15 protein-coding genes are annotated in these 17,216 nt (G+C 39.0%); 13 read left to right on the top strand and 2 right to left on the bottom strand.

The genetic code is table 11. The features are described from left to right. Window positions 1-18: 18 nt before the first annotated feature. The 9 genes from MKJ01_RS04520 (at window position 19) to MKJ01_RS04480 (ending at window position 11,148) form a co-directional block, all read left to right on the top strand. The gene (locus tag MKJ01_RS04520; RefSeq protein WP_241612074.1) at window positions 19-765 is read left to right on the top strand and encodes a M17 family peptidase N-terminal domain-containing protein; all 747 of its coding nucleotides are present in this window, start codon (window positions 19-21) and stop codon (window positions 763-765) included. A 3-nt stretch (window positions 766-768) separates the two neighbouring features. Continuing rightward, window positions 769-2,658: an amidohydrolase gene (locus MKJ01_RS04515; RefSeq protein WP_241612073.1), complete on the top strand. Its 1,890-nt coding sequence runs from the start codon at window positions 769-771 to the stop codon at window positions 2,656-2,658. A gap of 11 nt (window positions 2,659-2,669) precedes the next feature. Next, entirely contained in the window at window positions 2,670-3,095 is a 426-nt protein-coding gene (locus tag MKJ01_RS04510) for a DoxX family protein (protein ID WP_241612071.1), read from the top strand. Between the two features lies 1 nt (window position 3,096). Continuing rightward, complete coding sequence (locus MKJ01_RS04505; RefSeq protein WP_241612069.1) at window positions 3,097-3,570, top strand: Dps family protein; 474 nt, start codon at window positions 3,097-3,099, stop codon at window positions 3,568-3,570. 4 nt (window positions 3,571-3,574) lie between these two features. Further along, window positions 3,575-4,240: a YoaK family protein gene (locus MKJ01_RS04500; protein WP_241612067.1), complete on the top strand. Its 666-nt coding sequence runs from the start codon at window positions 3,575-3,577 to the stop codon at window positions 4,238-4,240. Between the two features lie 66 nt (window positions 4,241-4,306). Next, window positions 4,307-6,553: a histidine kinase dimerization/phosphoacceptor domain -containing protein gene (locus MKJ01_RS04495; protein WP_241612065.1), complete on the top strand. Its 2,247-nt coding sequence runs from the start codon at window positions 4,307-4,309 to the stop codon at window positions 6,551-6,553. Between the two features lie 44 nt (window positions 6,554-6,597). Then, the gene (locus tag MKJ01_RS04490; protein ID WP_241612063.1) at window positions 6,598-8,895 is read left to right on the top strand and encodes a histidine kinase dimerization/phosphoacceptor domain -containing protein; all 2,298 of its coding nucleotides are present in this window, start codon (window positions 6,598-6,600) and stop codon (window positions 8,893-8,895) included. Beyond that, window positions 8,892-10,241 (top strand): sigma-54 dependent transcriptional regulator, encoded by a 1,350-nt coding sequence (locus MKJ01_RS04485; RefSeq protein WP_241612061.1) that lies wholly within the window; start codon window positions 8,892-8,894, stop codon window positions 10,239-10,241. The genes MKJ01_RS04490 and MKJ01_RS04485 overlap by 4 nt, the downstream gene beginning before the upstream one ends. A gap of 265 nt (window positions 10,242-10,506) precedes the next feature. Continuing rightward, window positions 10,507-11,148 carry a TMEM175 family protein gene (locus MKJ01_RS04480; protein ID WP_241612059.1) on the top strand — a complete coding sequence of 214 codons (642 nt, stop codon included), beginning with the start codon at window positions 10,507-10,509 and terminating at the stop codon, window positions 11,146-11,148. A 3-nt stretch (window positions 11,149-11,151) separates the two neighbouring features. Here MKJ01_RS04480 and MKJ01_RS04475 read toward each other — a convergent pair whose 3' ends face one another. Next, a complete protein-coding gene (locus MKJ01_RS04475) occupies window positions 11,152-12,723 on the bottom strand; it encodes a sigma-54-dependent Fis family transcriptional regulator (RefSeq protein WP_241612057.1) in 1,572 nt (523 codons plus the stop codon). A gap of 139 nt (window positions 12,724-12,862) precedes the next feature. On the opposite strand from MKJ01_RS04475, the gene MKJ01_RS04470 reads away from it, so the two are divergent. After that, window positions 12,863-13,354 carry a MarR family winged helix-turn-helix transcriptional regulator gene (locus MKJ01_RS04470; protein ID WP_241612055.1) on the top strand — a complete coding sequence of 164 codons (492 nt, stop codon included), beginning with the start codon at window positions 12,863-12,865 and terminating at the stop codon, window positions 13,352-13,354. Continuing rightward, window positions 13,351-14,118: a hypothetical protein gene (locus tag MKJ01_RS04465; RefSeq protein WP_241632507.1), complete on the top strand. Its 768-nt coding sequence runs from the start codon at window positions 13,351-13,353 to the stop codon at window positions 14,116-14,118. Before MKJ01_RS04470 ends, MKJ01_RS04465 begins: the two co-directional genes overlap by 4 nt. A 259-nt stretch (window positions 14,119-14,377) precedes the next feature. Here MKJ01_RS04465 and MKJ01_RS04460 read toward each other — a convergent pair whose 3' ends face one another. Beyond that, the gene (locus tag MKJ01_RS04460) at window positions 14,378-15,133 is read right to left on the bottom strand and encodes an SDR family NAD(P)-dependent oxidoreductase (protein WP_241612050.1); all 756 of its coding nucleotides are present in this window, start codon (window positions 15,131-15,133) and stop codon (window positions 14,378-14,380) included. A gap of 110 nt (window positions 15,134-15,243) precedes the next feature. Between MKJ01_RS04460 and MKJ01_RS04455 the strand changes: the two genes are divergently transcribed. Further along, complete coding sequence (locus MKJ01_RS04455; protein WP_241612048.1) at window positions 15,244-15,594, top strand: helix-turn-helix domain-containing protein; 351 nt, start codon at window positions 15,244-15,246, stop codon at window positions 15,592-15,594. 145 nt (window positions 15,595-15,739) lie between these two features. Next, a complete protein-coding gene (locus MKJ01_RS04450; RefSeq protein WP_241612047.1) occupies window positions 15,740-17,173 on the top strand; it encodes an exodeoxyribonuclease VII large subunit in 1,434 nt (477 codons plus the stop codon). Window positions 17,174-17,216: the final 43 nt, after the last annotated feature.

Genomic DNA, 17,216 nt, shown 5'->3' with positions numbered 1-17,216 from the left:
ACATTCAAATCATTCATTATGAAAAAATCAATTTCAAAATATTTCAACTTGTCCAAGGCAATGATTGCTGCATTGATCCTGGCAACTTCATCAACGGACTTTGTTTCAGCACAGGCTACCGAAGTGAAAACGGCAGTCGGAACCACGAAAATCTGGGGAACCGTAGACGGCGTTTCCGTAATCGGGCTTGTTCAGGGGCCTTCAGCAGCAGCAGCCGATCTACAGATCGCCTGTGTTTTCGAATATACCGAGGGTGATATCTTCAATCCGCCGGCGCTGCCGAAAGATTTAAACGGAATGGTTCACCTGGATGAAGCTCTGAAAGGAATTATTACCGATGTCAGAAAAAGCGGGAAATTTCAGGGGCACGCTTTGGAAACTTTATTAATCACTCCGCCAAAAGGAAGTTTAGCTTCAAAAAAACTTTTATTGATCGGACTGGGAAACAGAAATTCCTTCGACGCAGAACTCATGAAAGAAGTAGGGAGCGTGGCCATGAGAGAAGCCTTGAGATTAAAGGTAACAACCGCCTCTTTTGCGAGCGACCTGAAAGATGCCGGGATCGATTCACCTACCGCTTTGGTCGCTGAAAATGTAGTGTTGGGAGCTTTTGACGCGTACCGTGCGCAGTCTTATCTGAAAGGTGAAAATTATTCTGATAACCTCAAATTGAAGAAGCTGATTTTATTGGCCGGACCGGCATTTTTTACCACAGCAGGAGGAGGAATTCAGGAGGCAATTTCAAAATTAAATGCGAAAAAATAAGGTATGAAGGCAGACTTAATTTTATTTAACGGGAAAATCCACAGTTTCAACAGAGAAACCCCGGATATTTCTGCGGTTGCCGTTAAAGACGGAAAAATCATAGGTGTTGGAAGCGACGGGTTGGTTGATCAGTTTTCTGAAGGATCCACAAAAATCATCGATTTAAAAAAGAGAAGAGTTGTTCCCGGAATCAATGATTCCCATATTCACCTCATTCGTGGCGGGCTCAATTATAACCTTGAATTAAGATGGGACGGAGTTCCTTCTTTAGCCGATGCATTGAGGATGCTGAAAGACCAGGTACACCGTACCCCTTCTCCGCAATGGGTTCGCGTAGTTGGCGGATGGTCGGAGTTCCAGTTTGCGGAAAGAAGGATGCCGACTTTGGAAGAGATCAATGCGATTGCTCCCGAAACACCGGTTTTTATCCTGCACCTGTACGACCGGGCGCTCATGAACAGGGCTGCTCTGAAAGCGGTAGGATTTAATAAAAACACGCCGGCTCCGGCTGGCGGGCATATTGAAAGAGATGCGAACGGCGAACCGACCGGGTTAATTATTGCGACACCAAATGCCATGATCCTGTATTCGACACTCGCACAGGGCCCGAAACTTTCTTTTGAACATCAGCTGAACTCTACCAGGCATTTTATGACGGAACTTAACCGCTTCGGAATTACAAGCGTAATCGATGCCGGCGGAGGTTTCCAGAATTTTCCCGACGATTACCAGGTCGTGAATGAGCTGAATGAGAAAAAACAGCTAACGGTAAGAATTGCATACAATTTATTTACCCAAAAGCCCAAGCATGAATTTGAAGATTTCAACGATTGGATCGATACGGTAAAACTCTACCAGGGCGATGATATGTACCGTCACAACGGGGCAGGAGAGATGCTGGTGTTTTCGGCGGCGGATTTTGAAGATTTCCTTCAGCCAAGACCCGACCTTCCTGAAAATATGGAAGCTGACCTGGAAAAAGTAGTGCGATTATTGGTGGAAAACCGTTGGCCTTTCAGGCTTCATGCGACATATAACGAAAGCATCACAAGGTTTTTAAATGTTTTTGAAAAAGTAAATCAGGATATTCCGTTCAATGGACTGCCATGGATTTTCGACCATGCCGAAACGATAGACGAGAACAATATCGAAAGGGTGAAAAAGCTCGGCGGCGGAATCGCAGTTCAGAGCAGAATGGCTTATCAGGGCGAATATTTTACAGACCGGTATGGTTCTGCCGCGGCGGAAAGCACACCGCCCATAAAAAAAATGCTCGAGATGGAAGTGCCCGTCGGCGGTGGTTCGGATGCCACGAGAGTAAGCAGCTATAATCCCTGGGTTTCTATGTATTGGCTGACGGTCGGGAAAACGGTTGGCGGACTTCAATTGTACCATGAAACCAGATTAGACCGGGCCACGGCTCTGGAATTATACACCAAAGGAAGCGCATGGTTTTCTCAGGAACAGCAGAAGAAAGGGGATATTCAGGTGGGAATGTTTGCCGACTTAGCCGTTCTGAATCATGACTATTTCACGGTTGAAGATGAAGCCATCAAAAATATTGAAGCGGAAATGACGGTTGTAGACGGAAGAATAGTGTATGCAAAAGGTGAATTTTCTTCATTTGCGCCACCATCGATTCCTGTTCTCCCGGACTGGTCGCCGACCAATTTATACAACGGTTATTATCCTGCCGGCGGTCATTTCGAAAAAGAAATAGAGAAAAATGCAAAGTCACAGCTGAAAGCACCTTTGAACTCACAAATTCACAGTTGTGCAGGAAGCTGCGACGTGCATCACCACAATCACGATCATGCGAGAATGAGTGCGCTTCCGGTTAATAATTATCATGCTTTTTGGGGCGCATTGGGCTGCTCTTGTTTTGCTTTTTAAAAAGATAAATTATGGAAATTTTAAAACATATTCTTGCATCAGATCTGGGATCGTCATTCAATGATGCTGCATTTTTAGTATTCAGGATACTTTTGGGACTTGAACTGTTCCGGGTTCATGGGCTGAAGAAATTCAGAGTGGAAAACGGGCAGAAAGAAAAAGTCCCGAATCCGCTTGGCCTTCCTGATAAAATGAATGCTTTGGTTGCTTCGCTTGCCGACACGGTGGTTCCTTTTTTAATTATTTTAGGATTGGGAACAAGGCTGGCCGTGTTGCCGACCATCGGGGTCACTGCGATAGGCTATTTTGTTGTACACAGAAAAGATTCTTTAGAAGTACGCGATGTTCCTTATATGTACACGTTATCTTTATTATTAATTCTTGCCTTAGGTGCAGGAAAATATTCACTCGATTATTATTTATTAAATCTTATTTAACATGAAAAATTCAATCGGAATTAAACCGGAAAATTTAGCAAAAGTAGCTGACGTATTAATCAAAACTTTAGCGGACGAATTTGTACTTTACACCAAAACCAGAAAAGCACACTGGAATGTGGAAGGCCCGGATTTTTACAACAAACATCTCTTTTTTGAAGCACAGTACGGGCAATTGGACGAAATAATCGATAACCTGGCAGAAAGAATCAGAACGTTAGGACATTACGTTCCTGCGACTCTGAGAGAATATCTGGAGCTTACCCATCTTTCTGAATCTCCTGTACAGTCTAATGACAGTCTGAGCTATATCAGAGAGCTGCTTTCCGACCACGACAGCATTATTATCCATCTCCGCGAAAATGTTGAAAATTTTGCCGTAGAATTCAAAGATGCGGGAACCAGCGATTACATTACCGGATTGATGGAAACGCACGAGAAAATGGCGTGGATGCTGCGGTCACATTTAAAATAAAAGGATGGAGATAAAAAATAATATTGGCTTTGTCACGTTGCTGTTGACGATAATTGCAGGCTATTGCGATACCGTAACGTTTGTCGCTGCAGATTCCATATTTTCGGCGCACGTTACGGGCAACTTTATCGTTTTTGCGTACCAGTTTGTGAAAGGTTCTGATATGAATGCGTGGATAAAATTACTCACTTTCCCGGTCTTTATCCTGGCGGTAATCGTTGGCGGCAGAATTGCCGGGAAAGTTTTGAATCATTACACCATTTTGTTTTGGGAAGGTCTGCTGCTGCTGTTAGGCGGCAGTATCGTGGCGGGCCTCACTTATTATGGAATATTTGATAAATTCATGATGTATTCTGTGGTTATGATGACGGTTTTTGCCATGGGACTCCAAAATGCTTTCGGTAAATTATATGCGAAAGAAACCTACGGACCGACAACGATGATGACCGGAAATGTAACGCAGGCTTCCCTGGATTTCGGGACTCTTCTGAAAACCCGGTTTAATAATGCTGAAGCACTGACGAGTCTGAAAAAACAGCTTTTTCTCATCCTCGGGTTTCTGGTAGGCTGTTTTTTAGGCGCCTTTGCAGGGAAACAGCTGGGGCTTTGGACTTTAATTTTTCCGGGTTTGACAATGATGGTGTGTTATTTTTATCACCGTAAAATTTAAGAAGGATTACAAAATATAATGATAATAAATTATCTTTAACTCATAATTTCATTCTTTCTCTGTTTCATGAAAATTTGGTTTAAACTGGCTTTTATTCTTTGTGCATTTACATTTTTGAGTGCACAGATAAAAGCTCAGACCAAAGAAAATCCGGTGATGTTGCTTAGGCAGATTTCCTTTTCGGAGAATAACAAGCAGAAGACAGATTTTTTTTTAAGGTTAGGAGAATTTTACCTGACAAAAGCGGGAGAATATAAGAAAGATCTTGACAGCGCAGAACTGTGTATTAAGGAAGCTGTAAAATTGAACAAATTTACCGGCGACAAGTTAGACAAGGGAAAAATAATGTTTCTGGATGCACGTATTGATAAAGAAAGAGCCCGATGGGAAATTGCGACCGCTAAAATGAAGAAGTCATTGAACTACTTTCTGGCTTATAACTTTGAAGAACAGGCCGGCGACGTATATAGCGAACTTTCTTATATGTCTAATAATGATCCTGAAAATCTCACTATAAAAATTAGGCTTAAAGAGAAGGCAATCTATTGCTTTGCCCGAACCCGCAAATTGATAAAACAAGCTAATGTACTCAAGGACCTGGCTGAAATTTACAGCATTAAAGAAGATCCTGATAAAGCAATTGCTATCCTCAAGCAATCTTTGTCAACTTTTCAGTTTGCTAAATATAAAAAAGTACAGATGGTGTACAAGCTTTTATCGTTAGCAGAAGTTCAGAAGGGCGATTATAAAGAGGCATTGCGATATGCACATCTTGCCGAAAAGACTGCTGTACATGTTGGTGATCATTCGGTAGATATGAGTTCAATATACAATCAGGTAGGCCTTGTGTACTATTATCTCGATAAATACGATGAGGCAACAGATTATTATGAAAGAGCTTTGGTAGTTGCGAAGAGGAATAATGATATACCTTTCATAAGGACGGCAGCATCCAATATTTCCGTACTATTGATCAGCCAAAAAAAATATCAGGAAGGCATAGGAATGATTAAGCAGTACAAGAAGTTGTATCCACATGAAGATAAAGAGTTTGAAATGTATGAGAACGATATTCTTCTCCATACTTATACCATCATAAAGCAAATTAAAGATGCTGATGTATATTACAGAAAACTCGTTCATCATTACGGTGAATATGGGGAGAAAGCAAACCGAAGGGCTTCTGTGCTGTATGGTTTTTCAATGTACCATTTTCAGAAGAAAGACTACAAATCATTTTATAAAAGCGTAAAATTGTTTGATTCTATTACTGCTCATACAGGAAATGATCTGATTCGTTCAAACAATTATCGGCTGTGGTTCAGGGCAGATAGTACCTTAGGTAAATATAAGGAAGCCATTAAACATTATCAGTTGTATAAAAAACATTCAGATTCTGTCTTTAATGGTGAAAAAAGCAGACAGATCAACAGTATGCAGATTGAGTTTGAAACCGAGCAGAAAGACAGAAATATACAGTTATTGAAACAAAAAGCTAAATTGCAGGAAACCCGGATTGGCAACGATAAAATGATGCGCTATATTTTCGCTGGTATTTTATTCGTGCTGGTTCTTTTTGCAGCTTTGCTGTATAACCGTTCGAGACTTAAAAATAATGCAAACAGAAAATTAGAAATAAAACGGCGGCAGATTGACGAACAAAACGGGCAGCTTAAAAAACTGGTCACCGAAAAAGAATGGCTGCTTAAAGAAATTCATCACCGGGTAAAAAACAATCTTCAGATTGTGATCAGCCTTTTGAATACACAGTCGGCTTATCTGGAAAATGAAGATGCTCTGAAAGCCATACAGAACAGTCAACAAAGAATGCATACGATATCCCTGATTCATCAGAAACTGTATCAGACGGAAAATCTGTCGGTTATTGATATGTTTTGGTATATCAATGCATTGATTTCGTATATCAAAGAATGTTACTTGTCAGATCAGAAGATACAATTCGTCTTAGAGCTTGATCCCGTATTTCTGGATACTGCGCAGGCTGTACCGATTGGATTAATCATTAATGAGGCGGTAAACAATGCAATGAAATATGCATTTCCTGACGGGAAAAGCGGTGAGATTAAAGTTCAGTTCAAACAAGTTGAGAATAATAAATATAAACTTATGATTGCAGATAACGGAGTAGGACTTCCTGAAAATGTAAATGTCAATAAAACAGAATCTTTGGGAATGAACCTCATGCAAGGATTAGCCGCGCAGCTCGACGGAACATTCTCCCTGGAAAATAAAAACGGATTAGAAATAAATGTAATTTTTGATCAAAAGTCTGAAGCGTATATGCATCAATAAAAATGAGAATAACTAAAATAAAACATGCCAATTATCATTAAAAAATGAATTTCACACCGTGTTTTACCAATAAAAACTTTCTGATAAACTTTTGTTTTTCTGCAATTCTCCTGCATCTAAGTTTCAGCTTACAGGCGCAGAAAAAAGAAAACCCAGTATTGCTTCGAAAACAACTTGCTGAATCAGACAATAATGCTAAAAATTCGGAATTACTTTTGAAGCTTGGAGAGTATTATTTAACCAAGCCTGGAGAATTAAAGAAGGATCTTGACAGCGCTGCCTTTTTTAATCAACAGGCTCAAAAAATTTCTGACAAAACCCGTAATAAAATTGATATAGGAAAATGCATATTGTTGGATGGCAAAATTGAAAGGGAAAGAGGCAATAAAAACGTTGCTTTGGCAAAAATAAAAAAAGCAATCTCTTATTTTGAAAGCAACAAACTTATCCGACAGACCGGCGAAGGGTATGAAGAACTCTCTTTTACCTACGATAATAATCCTGAAAATTTTAAAGTAAGGATTAAACTTAAAGAAAAAGCATTGCAGCTTTATAAATCTTCAGGAGCAAAATTAAAACAGGCTGCCGTGCTGAAGGATTTGGGAGAAATTTATATGAACAATGATGATGCGGAAAAGGCGATAGAACTGTCAAAACAGTCTTTAGCCGTTTATAATGCTGCAAAATATAAACAGGTACAGGGTGTATATAGTCTTATTGCTGATGCCAATATAGATAAAGCAAATTACGAAGAAGCCTTGAAATATGCTCTTTTGGCAGAAAAAACAGCCTTTAATGTTAACGACACCTCTGTACAGCTGAGTTCTATTTACACCAGTGTAGGGATGGTATATTATTATCTCCGCGAGAATGATAAGGTGATGAAATACTGGGAAAAAGCGCTTGATATCGCTAAAAAAAATAAAGATAACGGGTATGTACGAACCGTAGCCAACAATATGTCTACCATGCTGATAAGACAGCGAAGGTTTCAGGAAGCGATTGACATGATTAAGCAATACAAGGCACGTTACCCGATTGATGACAAGGAATTTGAAAAGAGGGAAGACTATATTATCTTCAGTACCTATACCATTCTGAAGCAGTTTAAGAATGCTGAAAAGTATTATAAAAAACTGGTCAATTACTACGGGGAATATGCTGAAAAGAACAACCAGCGACTTTCCATGCTCAGAAGTTTTATATTTTATCATTACCAGACTAAAAATTTCAAAGCTTTTTATCCAAAAGCAAAGCTTTTTGATTCACTTTCAAAGAAAAGCGGTAATGATATGCTCCGTTCGGAAAATTATTTTGTCTGGTTCAAAGCAGATTCCGTACAGGGGAAATATCTCGACGCCATTAAACATTATCAGTTGTACAAGAAATTTTCAGATTCTGTTTTTAACGGTGAAAAAAGCAAGCAGATCAACAGTTTACAAATTCAGTTTGATACCGAGAAGAAGGACAAAGACATACAGTTACTTACCCAGAAAGGCAAATTGCAGGAAACCCGCATCGCTAATGATACAATCATGAGATATGTGTTTATAGGAAGTTTGCTGGTACTTATTCTTTTTGCAGCTTTGCTGTACAACCGTTCAAGATTGAAAACGAATGCGAATAGAAACCTGGAAATAAAACGTCAGCAGATTGATGAGCAAAACGAACAGCTTAAAAAACTGCTTGCCGAAAAAGAATGGCTGTTGAAAGAAATCCACCACAGAGTAAAAAATAATTTACAGATTGTTATCAGCCTTTTAAATACTCAGTCAGCATATCTTGACAATGAAGATGCACTGCTGGCCATTCAGAACAGTCAGCACAGAATGCATGCGATGTCACTGATTCATCAGAAATTATATCAGTCGGATAACCTGTCGATGATCGATATGTCGTGGTATATATCAGAATTAATCAATTACATAAAAGATTGCTATTCTTCAGAAAAATCAATACGATTTGACCTGGATATCGATAAAATATGTCTGGATGTGGCACAGGCCGTACCAATGGGTCTGATCATCAATGAAGCTGTAAATAATACTGTGAAATATGCTTTTCCTGATAAAGCAAGCGGCGAAGTTCTGGTATCATTTAAAATTAATGAAGAAAACAACTGCCAGCTGATCATTTCAGATAACGGAGTAGGTCTTCCGCAAGATTTTAACCTGGATGAAACAGAATCTCTCGGAATGAATCTGATGAGAGGTCTGACCGATCAGTTAGACGGAACATTCTCTTTAAAGAACCAGAATGGTTTAATTATAAAAATAGCATTTGCTAAAAATACGGAGATTGAGGATCACGAAAACGTGACTGAAAGCTCAACAAACATATGAAAGAAAAAATATTAATTGTAGAAGACGAATTTATTGTAGCCAATGATCTTAAAATCATGCTGAAAAAAGCAGGTTACCAGGTTACAGGAATTGCATCGTCTGTGGTACAGGCAAGAAAATCCATCACCGAAAAAAAACCGGATTGGGTACTTCTCGATATCATGCTGAAAGGTGATCTTACAGGCATCGATCTTGCCTGGGAACTTCGGGAACTCAATCTGCCTTTTCTTTATATTTCGGCCAATACCAACCAGTCTACGCTGGAAGCGGTAAAAGAAACACAGCCTTACGGATTTATGGTGAAACCTTTCCGGGAACGGGATCTCATTGTGATGCTGGATATTGCAAAATACCGTTTCGATATTGAAAAGAATGCTGATGTGCGAAAGCATGAAACCTATCAGGAGATAGAGGGAATTATCGGGAAAAGTACGTTGCTTCAGGAAGTCGTTGAAAAAATAAAGGTGGTTGCTCCAACAGATACTTCCGTTCTCGTGATCGGGGAAAGCGGCACCGGAAAAGAAAAAGTTGCCCACGCGGTTCACGAACTGTCAGACCGGAATGCAAAGCCCATCGTAGTGGTAAACTGTGCGGCACTGCCTCATTCTTTAATTGAATCCGAATTGTTCGGGCATGAAAAAGGAAGCTTCACCGGAGCCAACACCCAAAGAATCGGAAAATTTGAGCAGGCCGACGGAGGGACGGTCTTTCTGGATGAAATCGGAGAACTGCCACTAGATTCTCAGGTTAAATTATTAAGAGTTTTACAGGAAAAAGAGATTGAAAGATTGGGCGGAAATAAAACACTTAAAGTCAATGTGAGAATTGTTGCCGCAACCAACCGTTCACTGGAAAAAGAAGTGGCGGAAGGCAGGTTCAGGCTGGATTTATATTATAGATTAAATGTTTTCCCTATCGGATTGCCACCTTTAAGAGAGAGAAAAGAAGACATTGAACTGCTCGCCGCTTTCTTCCTGAATAAATATGCTGCTGCTTCCAGGAGAAATATTACGGCCATCAGCGGCCATGCTTCAGAACAATTATTAAATTACCATTGGCCCGGAAATATCCGCGAACTGGAACATCTTATGGAAAGAAGTATTCTTTTAGCTAAAACCAATACCATAGAAAATTTTGATCTTCCCAAAGCCACCGAAACTCCAACGGGAAATTCAGGTCCGTTGAAGTCTATGGAAGAGATGGAAAGAGATCATATCATGAATGCCCTGCAAAGCTGCAGCGGAAAGGTTTCAGGAATCGGCGGCGCAGCGGAATTACTGAAAATTCAGCCGCAGACGTTGTACTCGAAAATGAAGAAACTGGAAATTGATAAAGGTTATATTTAACAGAGTTTTCATTCAATTGGAGCGGACTTTAGTCCGCTTTCCATTAGCCGTAATGATAAAGGCTTCAAGCAAAACTTATTCAAAATTTAAAAAGATTTAAAGATAAAAGTGTTGTCAATTTGAGTAATTTTCGGAACGAAGTAGAGAAAAATTATATCGAGAATTTGATAGTAACGGTAAATTTCGAAGTCGACTCTCTACGTAAATTCTTTCAGAATTTCACTTGAATTGGCGTGCTGTTGTATCATTAACAAAGAAATAATTTATGGAAAAAGAAACAGGCAGAATAGAAGGGTTTAGTGATGGTGTTTTTGCCATTGCCATCACGCTGCTGGTTTTAGATCTGCATTTACCCGAGGAAAACTCGATTACAAATGGGAATGATCTGATGTTGTTCATGAAAAACCAATGGCCGACATTTTTGGCATTTGTTCTTTCTTTTTTCAGCATTTTCATCATGTGGGTAAATCATCATAAGATTTTTAAACAAATCTACAGCCGTAATTCAGCAATCATGTTTGCTAATGGACTTATCCTTTTCTTGGTGTCAGCAGTTTCTTATCCAACAGCTTTGTTGGCGAGATATTTTAATGGGGAAGCTTCATCGGTTGTGGTAGCCATCTATACGGGAACCTTTGTTTTGATCAACCTGGCTTTTAACCTGCTTTGGTTTCTGGCAAGCCGGGACAGGAAGCTTCTTCGTCCGGGCATTACGGATCATGCGATAAAAAAAATCCATGATAATTATCTGTATGGCCTGCCCATTTATCTGATTGCTTTAATCTTTTCATTCTGGATTCCTGCCGTTTCTTTACTGCTCATTTCGGGGCTTTGGATTTTTTGGGCTTTGTCTTCAGGAAAAATTGAGATGAATTTAAAAAAGATTGCAGACAATAAAAATGAATAATTTTTATTTGGGATTTTTAAAATAATGTCTTTTCTCAATTCCCAGTTTCTGCATTTTAGAAATCAATGTCGTAGGCGGTAAACCGAGTAGTCTGGCAGCACCAGACGGACCTGAAATTTTACCGTTGCATTTTTCAATGACCTTAAGGATATATTCTTTTTCAACCTGCTGCAAAGTCTTGATCTCAAAACTGGTTCCGGTTTGCTGGGGACCAGCTGTCTGGGGAAGATCAATTTCTTTGATCACGTTTTCTTTTGCGGTAATAATATTTCTTTCGATGATATTTTCAAGCTCCCGGATATTTCCCTGCCAATGATGTTCGCATAGTTTATGGATGATCTTTCTGGAGAAACCTTTTATTTTTTTACCCGTTTTTGCATTGTGTTTTTCAAGAAAATAGTCCGCGAGTAAAGGAATGTCCTCTTTCCTGTCACGCAATGCCGGAAGATGGATAGGAAATACATTGAGCCGGTAAAAAAGATCACTGCGGAAATTCCCTTTTGCCACTTCCTGTTCAAGGTTGCGGTTGGTTGCAGCAATAACCCTTGCATTTACTTTGATGCGTTTATTTCCCCCGATTCTTTCAATCTCCTTCTCCTGTAATACCCTAAGCAGCCTTCCCTGAAGTTCCAGAGGAAGTTCACCAATCTCATCAAGGAAGATTGTACCATTTTCAGCCTGTTCAAACTTGCCTCTACGCTGTTCTGAAGCACCTGTGAAGCTGCCTTTATCGTAGCCGAAGAGCTCGCTTTCAATAAGATTGGCAGGAATTGAGGCGCAGTTGATCCTGACCATCCTGTGGCGTGATGACACCGATAGGTTGTGGACAGCCTGAGCAATAAGTTCTTTCCCCGTACCTGTTTCGCCATAAATAATAACGTTGGATTCCGAAGGTGCCACCTGAGCAATCTGGTCAAAAATATTTTTCATGACTTCGCTTTCACCGATAATTCCTTGAAAACCTTTTAATTCTATCTTTTGAGGAATTATTTCCTGTTCAGCTTCCCGGATGGTATCCCTGGTTATATCCAATTGTTCACCAATCATAATATTACGGATGGTAACTGACAGTTGGGTAGAAATCGCTGTAAGAATTCTTTCCGGAATAGCATCAGCAGAAATATGATTTTTATAAAAAAGAAATAGTACATTCTGCTTGTCCTGAATCATTGGTAAAGAAAATCCAGCGGCTATTCTCATTCCTGTATCTTTGGCATTTATGAAGTACATTGGTGTGGACGATTTATTTACCGGTAATTCTTTCAGGTCAAAAAGTATTGGTTCTGCAGAATTCAGGCATTGTTCAAAATAAATATCATGAGTATTTGAAAAGGAATCACTTTGAGGAACTGAAGAACTGAGAAAAATCCGGATTTTATCAGCTGACTTGTTCAGGATTACAATATCATCAAAAAGAAATTGAGATTTAAAACCCTGATTTAAAGTTTTCTGAAATTGCTGTTTATCCAAAACTCCAGCAAATTCTTTATGTAAAGAAGAAATGAGAAGCTGTTCTCTCTGCATACTGTGCAGCCGGTTCATGATTTCTGCCGTATGGTCCGCCTGTTTACTCATTGATGTTCATTAAAAGCTTAAAGATATGGAAGATTTACCATCTATATATTTCTTTATAATGGAAGGAATAAAATTTTAATTTTATATAGCTGCCTATATAGTTATATTATATATATTTGCATTTAACTTAAAAAAAGCTATGAACTCAGATTTTATAAAGGAGCTTGGCTACAAAGCTTTGGATTCCAGAATGAAAAGAATCAGCGACAGGATATCCTACAGTGTGAAAAAGTTGTACAAAGAAAATAATATGGAAATAGAACCACACTGGTATCTTGTTTTTATGTTGCTGCAGCATAAAGACAAAATGTCTATCGCCGAAATAGCAGAACAACTGGGATACTCTCATCCCACTTTAGTGATCACCATAAAAAAAATGAATGCCAAAGGGTATTTAACGGTTGTCAATGATGAGTTCGACAAGCGGAGACAAATTGTTTCTCTGTCAGAAAAGGCAGTCAGCCAGATGCCGGATTTTGAAATTTTATGGAAAAGCTGTGAAGCGGCTATTCTTAGTATTCTGGATCATGATTTAGGGATCGTACAGCATCTGGACCGGATAGATGAAGCCATTGAAAAGACTTCTTTTTACTATAGATTTAAACAGGAATATTCAAATAACATACAATGAGAATGAAATTTTTTTTAATGACACTGTTTTCCCTGATATGCATAACGCTATATGGAAAAGAGACTAAAATTGTAGTGAGAGTCAAAGCTAAAGATGCCAAATTTATAGGAAGTTCTCTGGGCGGTGCTTACGTTATAATAAGAAATAAAACGAATAACAGCATCTTGGCAGAAGGTAAAACCAGTGGCAGCACCGGAAGTACCGATCTCATTATGAAATTTCCTAAAGAAAGGCATGACATCATTACGGATGATACAACCGCCAAGTTTACCGCAACTGTTAATATTGATGAACCTACTTTTGTAAGTATAGAAGTACTGTCACCTTACAACAACAGGCAGGCACAGACAAAAGTCAGTTCTGAATTCTGGTTGATTCCCGGTAAAGACCTGGTGGGAGAGGGAGTCATTTTAGAAATCCCAGGTTTTATTGTGGATATCCTGAAGCCACGGACTCATCAATATATATCCTTACAGTCAATAAGCGGAAAACCGTTTCAGATCCAGGCTAACATTGTTATGATGTGTGGCTGTGTAATTGATAAAGGAGGCATCTGGGATTCTGATAAAATTGAAACCAAAGCGATCATATATAAAGACGGAAAATTTCTTAATGAAATCAATCTGACTTTAGTTTCAACCAATCTTTTCGAAGGAAGTTTTCCTGTTTCTCAGGCGGGAAATTATGAAGTGACAGTATATGCTTTTGATTACAAAACGGGAAATACAGGGGTTGATAAAATAAATTATGTAATATTGAAGTGATAAGCTTTCTTTTATAGAGCTTGCCTTTTTTGATCGGATTCATAACCATCCGGAATATACTTTAATGTGATCTTAGAGTTTGTGTATCTGTTTCAAGAAGATATGCGGTAGAAATGGATAAGGTATTCTGAATTATATGCAGACAAATAAATCTCCGGGTATAAGCCAACATCCGGGGATTTCCATGATAACCCGTTATTATTTTATGACGGGAATTTAATTCTGTAGTGTATTAAGATAAAAAATTAATTAATTTTTGTTAAAGCCCGTAAATTCCACCCGAAACGGAAATCATTTCTCCGGTGATCCAGGCTGCATCATCAGAAGCTATAAAAACGACAGCTTTTGCAATATCTTCCGGCTGACCGATGCGTCCAAGCGGTGTATGGGCAATCAGATTTTTTTCCGCCTCAGTACCGATAAAGCCAGCACTGCGTGAACCTTCCGTTTCTACGCCTCCCGGTAGAATAGAATTGATCCGGATATTTCTTCCGCTGAATTCCTTAGACAATGAAACCGTAATGGCATCCAGAGCTGCTTTGGTAGCAGAATATACGGAACCTGTAGGAAGCGGTGTTTTGCTGACTCCCGAACTGATATTTATAATGTTGCCGCCTTTATCCCCAAACAGCTGCAGAGAGGCCTGAATCATCAGCAAAGAACCCAGGACATTGATGTTGAACTGCTGATGGAAAGACTCGGTTGATACCTGCTCTATAGGTGCATACTGGTAAATACCTGCATTGTTCACCAAAATATCCAGAGAACCGAATGCTTTTTTTGTTTCTTCTAAAATCCTTGCTACATCAGACTCTTTTGATACGTCACCCTGTACAGGAACGGCTGTGCCGTCGTTTTCGGTAATGGATTGTACTACTTTATCAGCATCCTCTTTGCTTGATGCATAATTAACTATTACTTTCGCGCCTTCTGCTGCGAAATATCGGGCAATCGATGCGCCTATCCCTTTTGATGCTCCGGTAATAATAGCCACCTTATTTTTTAGTTTGTCCATTGATTATAATTTAATAATTAATAATAATGAGACAAAGGTATATTTTACCAATGTATTTAAGTAACTTTGTATCGAAAAGTAACAGTAACATTGAGGTAACGAAGTAACCTATGGCGTGCAAAACAGAATTTTATACAGACCGGAAAAAGGAGATGATGGCTATCCACGATGCCATGGACGTATTAAGCGGAAAATGGAAAATCTATATCATTTCATCCATCTGCCATTACAATAAAAGAAGATTTTCCGACATTCTGAATGATGTCACGGGAATCTCAAACAAAATGCTGAGTAAAGAGCTAAAAGAACTGGAAATTAATAAACTGGTTAGGCGGACGGTATTGGATACACATCCTGTTACGGTGCAGTATGAACTGACGGAGCATGGCAAAACTTTGAAGACTATTATTAACAACCTGACGGAATGGGGGATACAGCATCGCAAAGAAATTATCGGATAGGATACTTAAGTGTACCACTGTATATTTAACGGTATTTATTATTTTACTTATTAAACTATTTCATGAAGATCTCTCATTTGAAGGCCTCAGTTAATTACTATGCTGTCTTTACCTGAGTTTACAATTCATTTATTTTATATTCCACATGCAGCAGGGCAACGAAATTACATACCCGATTTATTCTCCGGCATCTATCATAGGCCTTTTTAACAATGCTTTGAAGCTTAATGCTACCGTAAATCTGATTTACTTAAAAGGCAGATATTCCTATGGCGGAGGGAAAGCGTATGTGAATTATTACTATGATTTTCTCTATTCCGAGAGTGACAATACTTCTATCGGGGTTAAAATGCCGGGACTTTTGAGAAGCAAGATTACTAATAATGAAATATATACGCTTCGGGGATTTATAGAGAAAAGAGTGAAAAACTCCAGCATCGAGCTGATTTTTGTGGTTGATGAGCTGATTTCACAGGAAGAGAAGTCGGTTTTTGAGGATGATTTCAAACGTTATGATCTTATCCAGAAGAAACTGGAAAAAGGTTCGCAGGACATTGAAACTTTTATCCGGGATAAAATACTACGATCTGAAAAAGCAAGAATTGCCAATATTTACGGACATAATGCTATCGTACAAAAAGATTTCTATGAAGGACTGGATATTTCATCAAAAGATTTTGACATTGATGATTATACCTGCAATATAACTTCGGCCACATCCATCTCAGATTTGCTGGATACCATTTCAGCTAAAGGTTATGATGTGATTGCATTGGTTCGCGGAGGCGGAGACAAGCAGAGTTTTGAAGTATTTAATAATTTACTGCTTGCGGAAAAATTGATCAGCATTCCTGCGATCACCATAACGGCACTGGGACACACGGCGGATGAAACGCTGTTAGATAAGCTGGCTGACAAAAGATTTCATCTTCCGCATGATTACGGTTCCGGCCTGCATGCAATTCTCAATAAGCTCACTGAAGAAAAATCCAATTCAAGGGCTTTGCTGATCGAAGAGGTCAAGAAGGATGTTTCCAAACAGTTTGTTGAGCAGGTAAGTACTTTAACCGGTCAGCTGAAAAAGAAAAATGATGAATTTATAGAAGCCCAGAAAACCTTTAAAGAACATGTAGAACAACAGTCTAAAGCTTTCAGTGAACAGCTGAAAGTCCGTAATGAAGAGGTTGAAAAACTCAAAAAAGAAATCACCGAAACCTATGGAAAACAGGTGAATACCTTAACGGAGCAGCTGACTAAGAAAAATGAAGAGTTCCAGAAGCTGCAGGAAAATGCGGCAAAGCAGATTCAGGAAATTAACACCAGTTTCTCCGCACAGCAGAAACAGCGTCAGGAAGAAATGGAAATTCATAAAAAAGAAATTGCTTCTTTATATGAGAAAAATATCCAGTCTGCTGTTAATGAAAAAACTGCTGCATTACAGGCGGGGCTGGAGGCTTCAAAACTGGAAAACGCTCATTTGGACAAAAGACTTAGGGAACAGAAAACAGATTACACCAAGGTCATTATAGCAGCTGTTATTGCCTTAATCATAGGTTATATCATAGCAAGAATCTTATAAATTCAATAGAAATCAATTCCTTTCAGAGAATATAAATACAAAA

The organism is Chryseobacterium sp. SSA4.19, from assembly GCF_022601875.1.
Lineage (GTDB): Bacteria > Bacteroidota > Bacteroidia > Flavobacteriales > Weeksellaceae > Chryseobacterium.
The sequence above is the reverse complement of the archived record's forward strand: the minus strand, read 5'-3'. Positions and strand labels throughout refer to the sequence as shown.

Bases quoted from the DNA above. Each gene is read 5' to 3' on its own strand.
- MKJ01_RS04520 (WP_241612074.1), top strand. From the start codon at position 19: ATGAAAAAATCAATTTCAAAATATTTCAACTTGTCCAAGGCAATGATT.
- MKJ01_RS04515 (WP_241612073.1), top strand. From the start codon at position 769: ATGAAGGCAGACTTAATTTTATTTAACGGGAAAATCCACAGTTTCAAC.
- MKJ01_RS04510 (WP_241612071.1), top strand. From the start codon at position 2,670: ATGGAAATTTTAAAACATATTCTTGCATCAGATCTGGGATCGTCATTC.
- MKJ01_RS04505 (WP_241612069.1), top strand. From the start codon at position 3,097: ATGAAAAATTCAATCGGAATTAAACCGGAAAATTTAGCAAAAGTAGCT.
- MKJ01_RS04500 (WP_241612067.1), top strand. From the start codon at position 3,575: ATGGAGATAAAAAATAATATTGGCTTTGTCACGTTGCTGTTGACGATA.
- MKJ01_RS04495 (WP_241612065.1), top strand. From the start codon at position 4,307: ATGAAAATTTGGTTTAAACTGGCTTTTATTCTTTGTGCATTTACATTT.
- MKJ01_RS04490 (WP_241612063.1), top strand. From the start codon at position 6,598: ATGAATTTCACACCGTGTTTTACCAATAAAAACTTTCTGATAAACTTT.
- MKJ01_RS04485 (WP_241612061.1), top strand. From the start codon at position 8,892: ATGAAAGAAAAAATATTAATTGTAGAAGACGAATTTATTGTAGCCAAT.
- MKJ01_RS04480 (WP_241612059.1), top strand. From the start codon at position 10,507: ATGGAAAAAGAAACAGGCAGAATAGAAGGGTTTAGTGATGGTGTTTTT.
- MKJ01_RS04475 (WP_241612057.1), bottom strand. From the start codon at position 12,723: ATGAGTAAACAGGCGGACCATACGGCAGAAATCATGAACCGGCTGCAC.
- MKJ01_RS04470 (WP_241612055.1), top strand. From the start codon at position 12,863: ATGAACTCAGATTTTATAAAGGAGCTTGGCTACAAAGCTTTGGATTCC.
- MKJ01_RS04465 (WP_241632507.1), top strand. From the start codon at position 13,351: ATGAGAATGAAATTTTTTTTAATGACACTGTTTTCCCTGATATGCATA.
- MKJ01_RS04460 (WP_241612050.1), bottom strand. From the start codon at position 15,133: ATGGACAAACTAAAAAATAAGGTGGCTATTATTACCGGAGCATCAAAA.
- MKJ01_RS04455 (WP_241612048.1), top strand. From the start codon at position 15,244: ATGGCGTGCAAAACAGAATTTTATACAGACCGGAAAAAGGAGATGATG.
- MKJ01_RS04450 (WP_241612047.1), top strand. From the start codon at position 15,740: ATGCAGCAGGGCAACGAAATTACATACCCGATTTATTCTCCGGCATCT.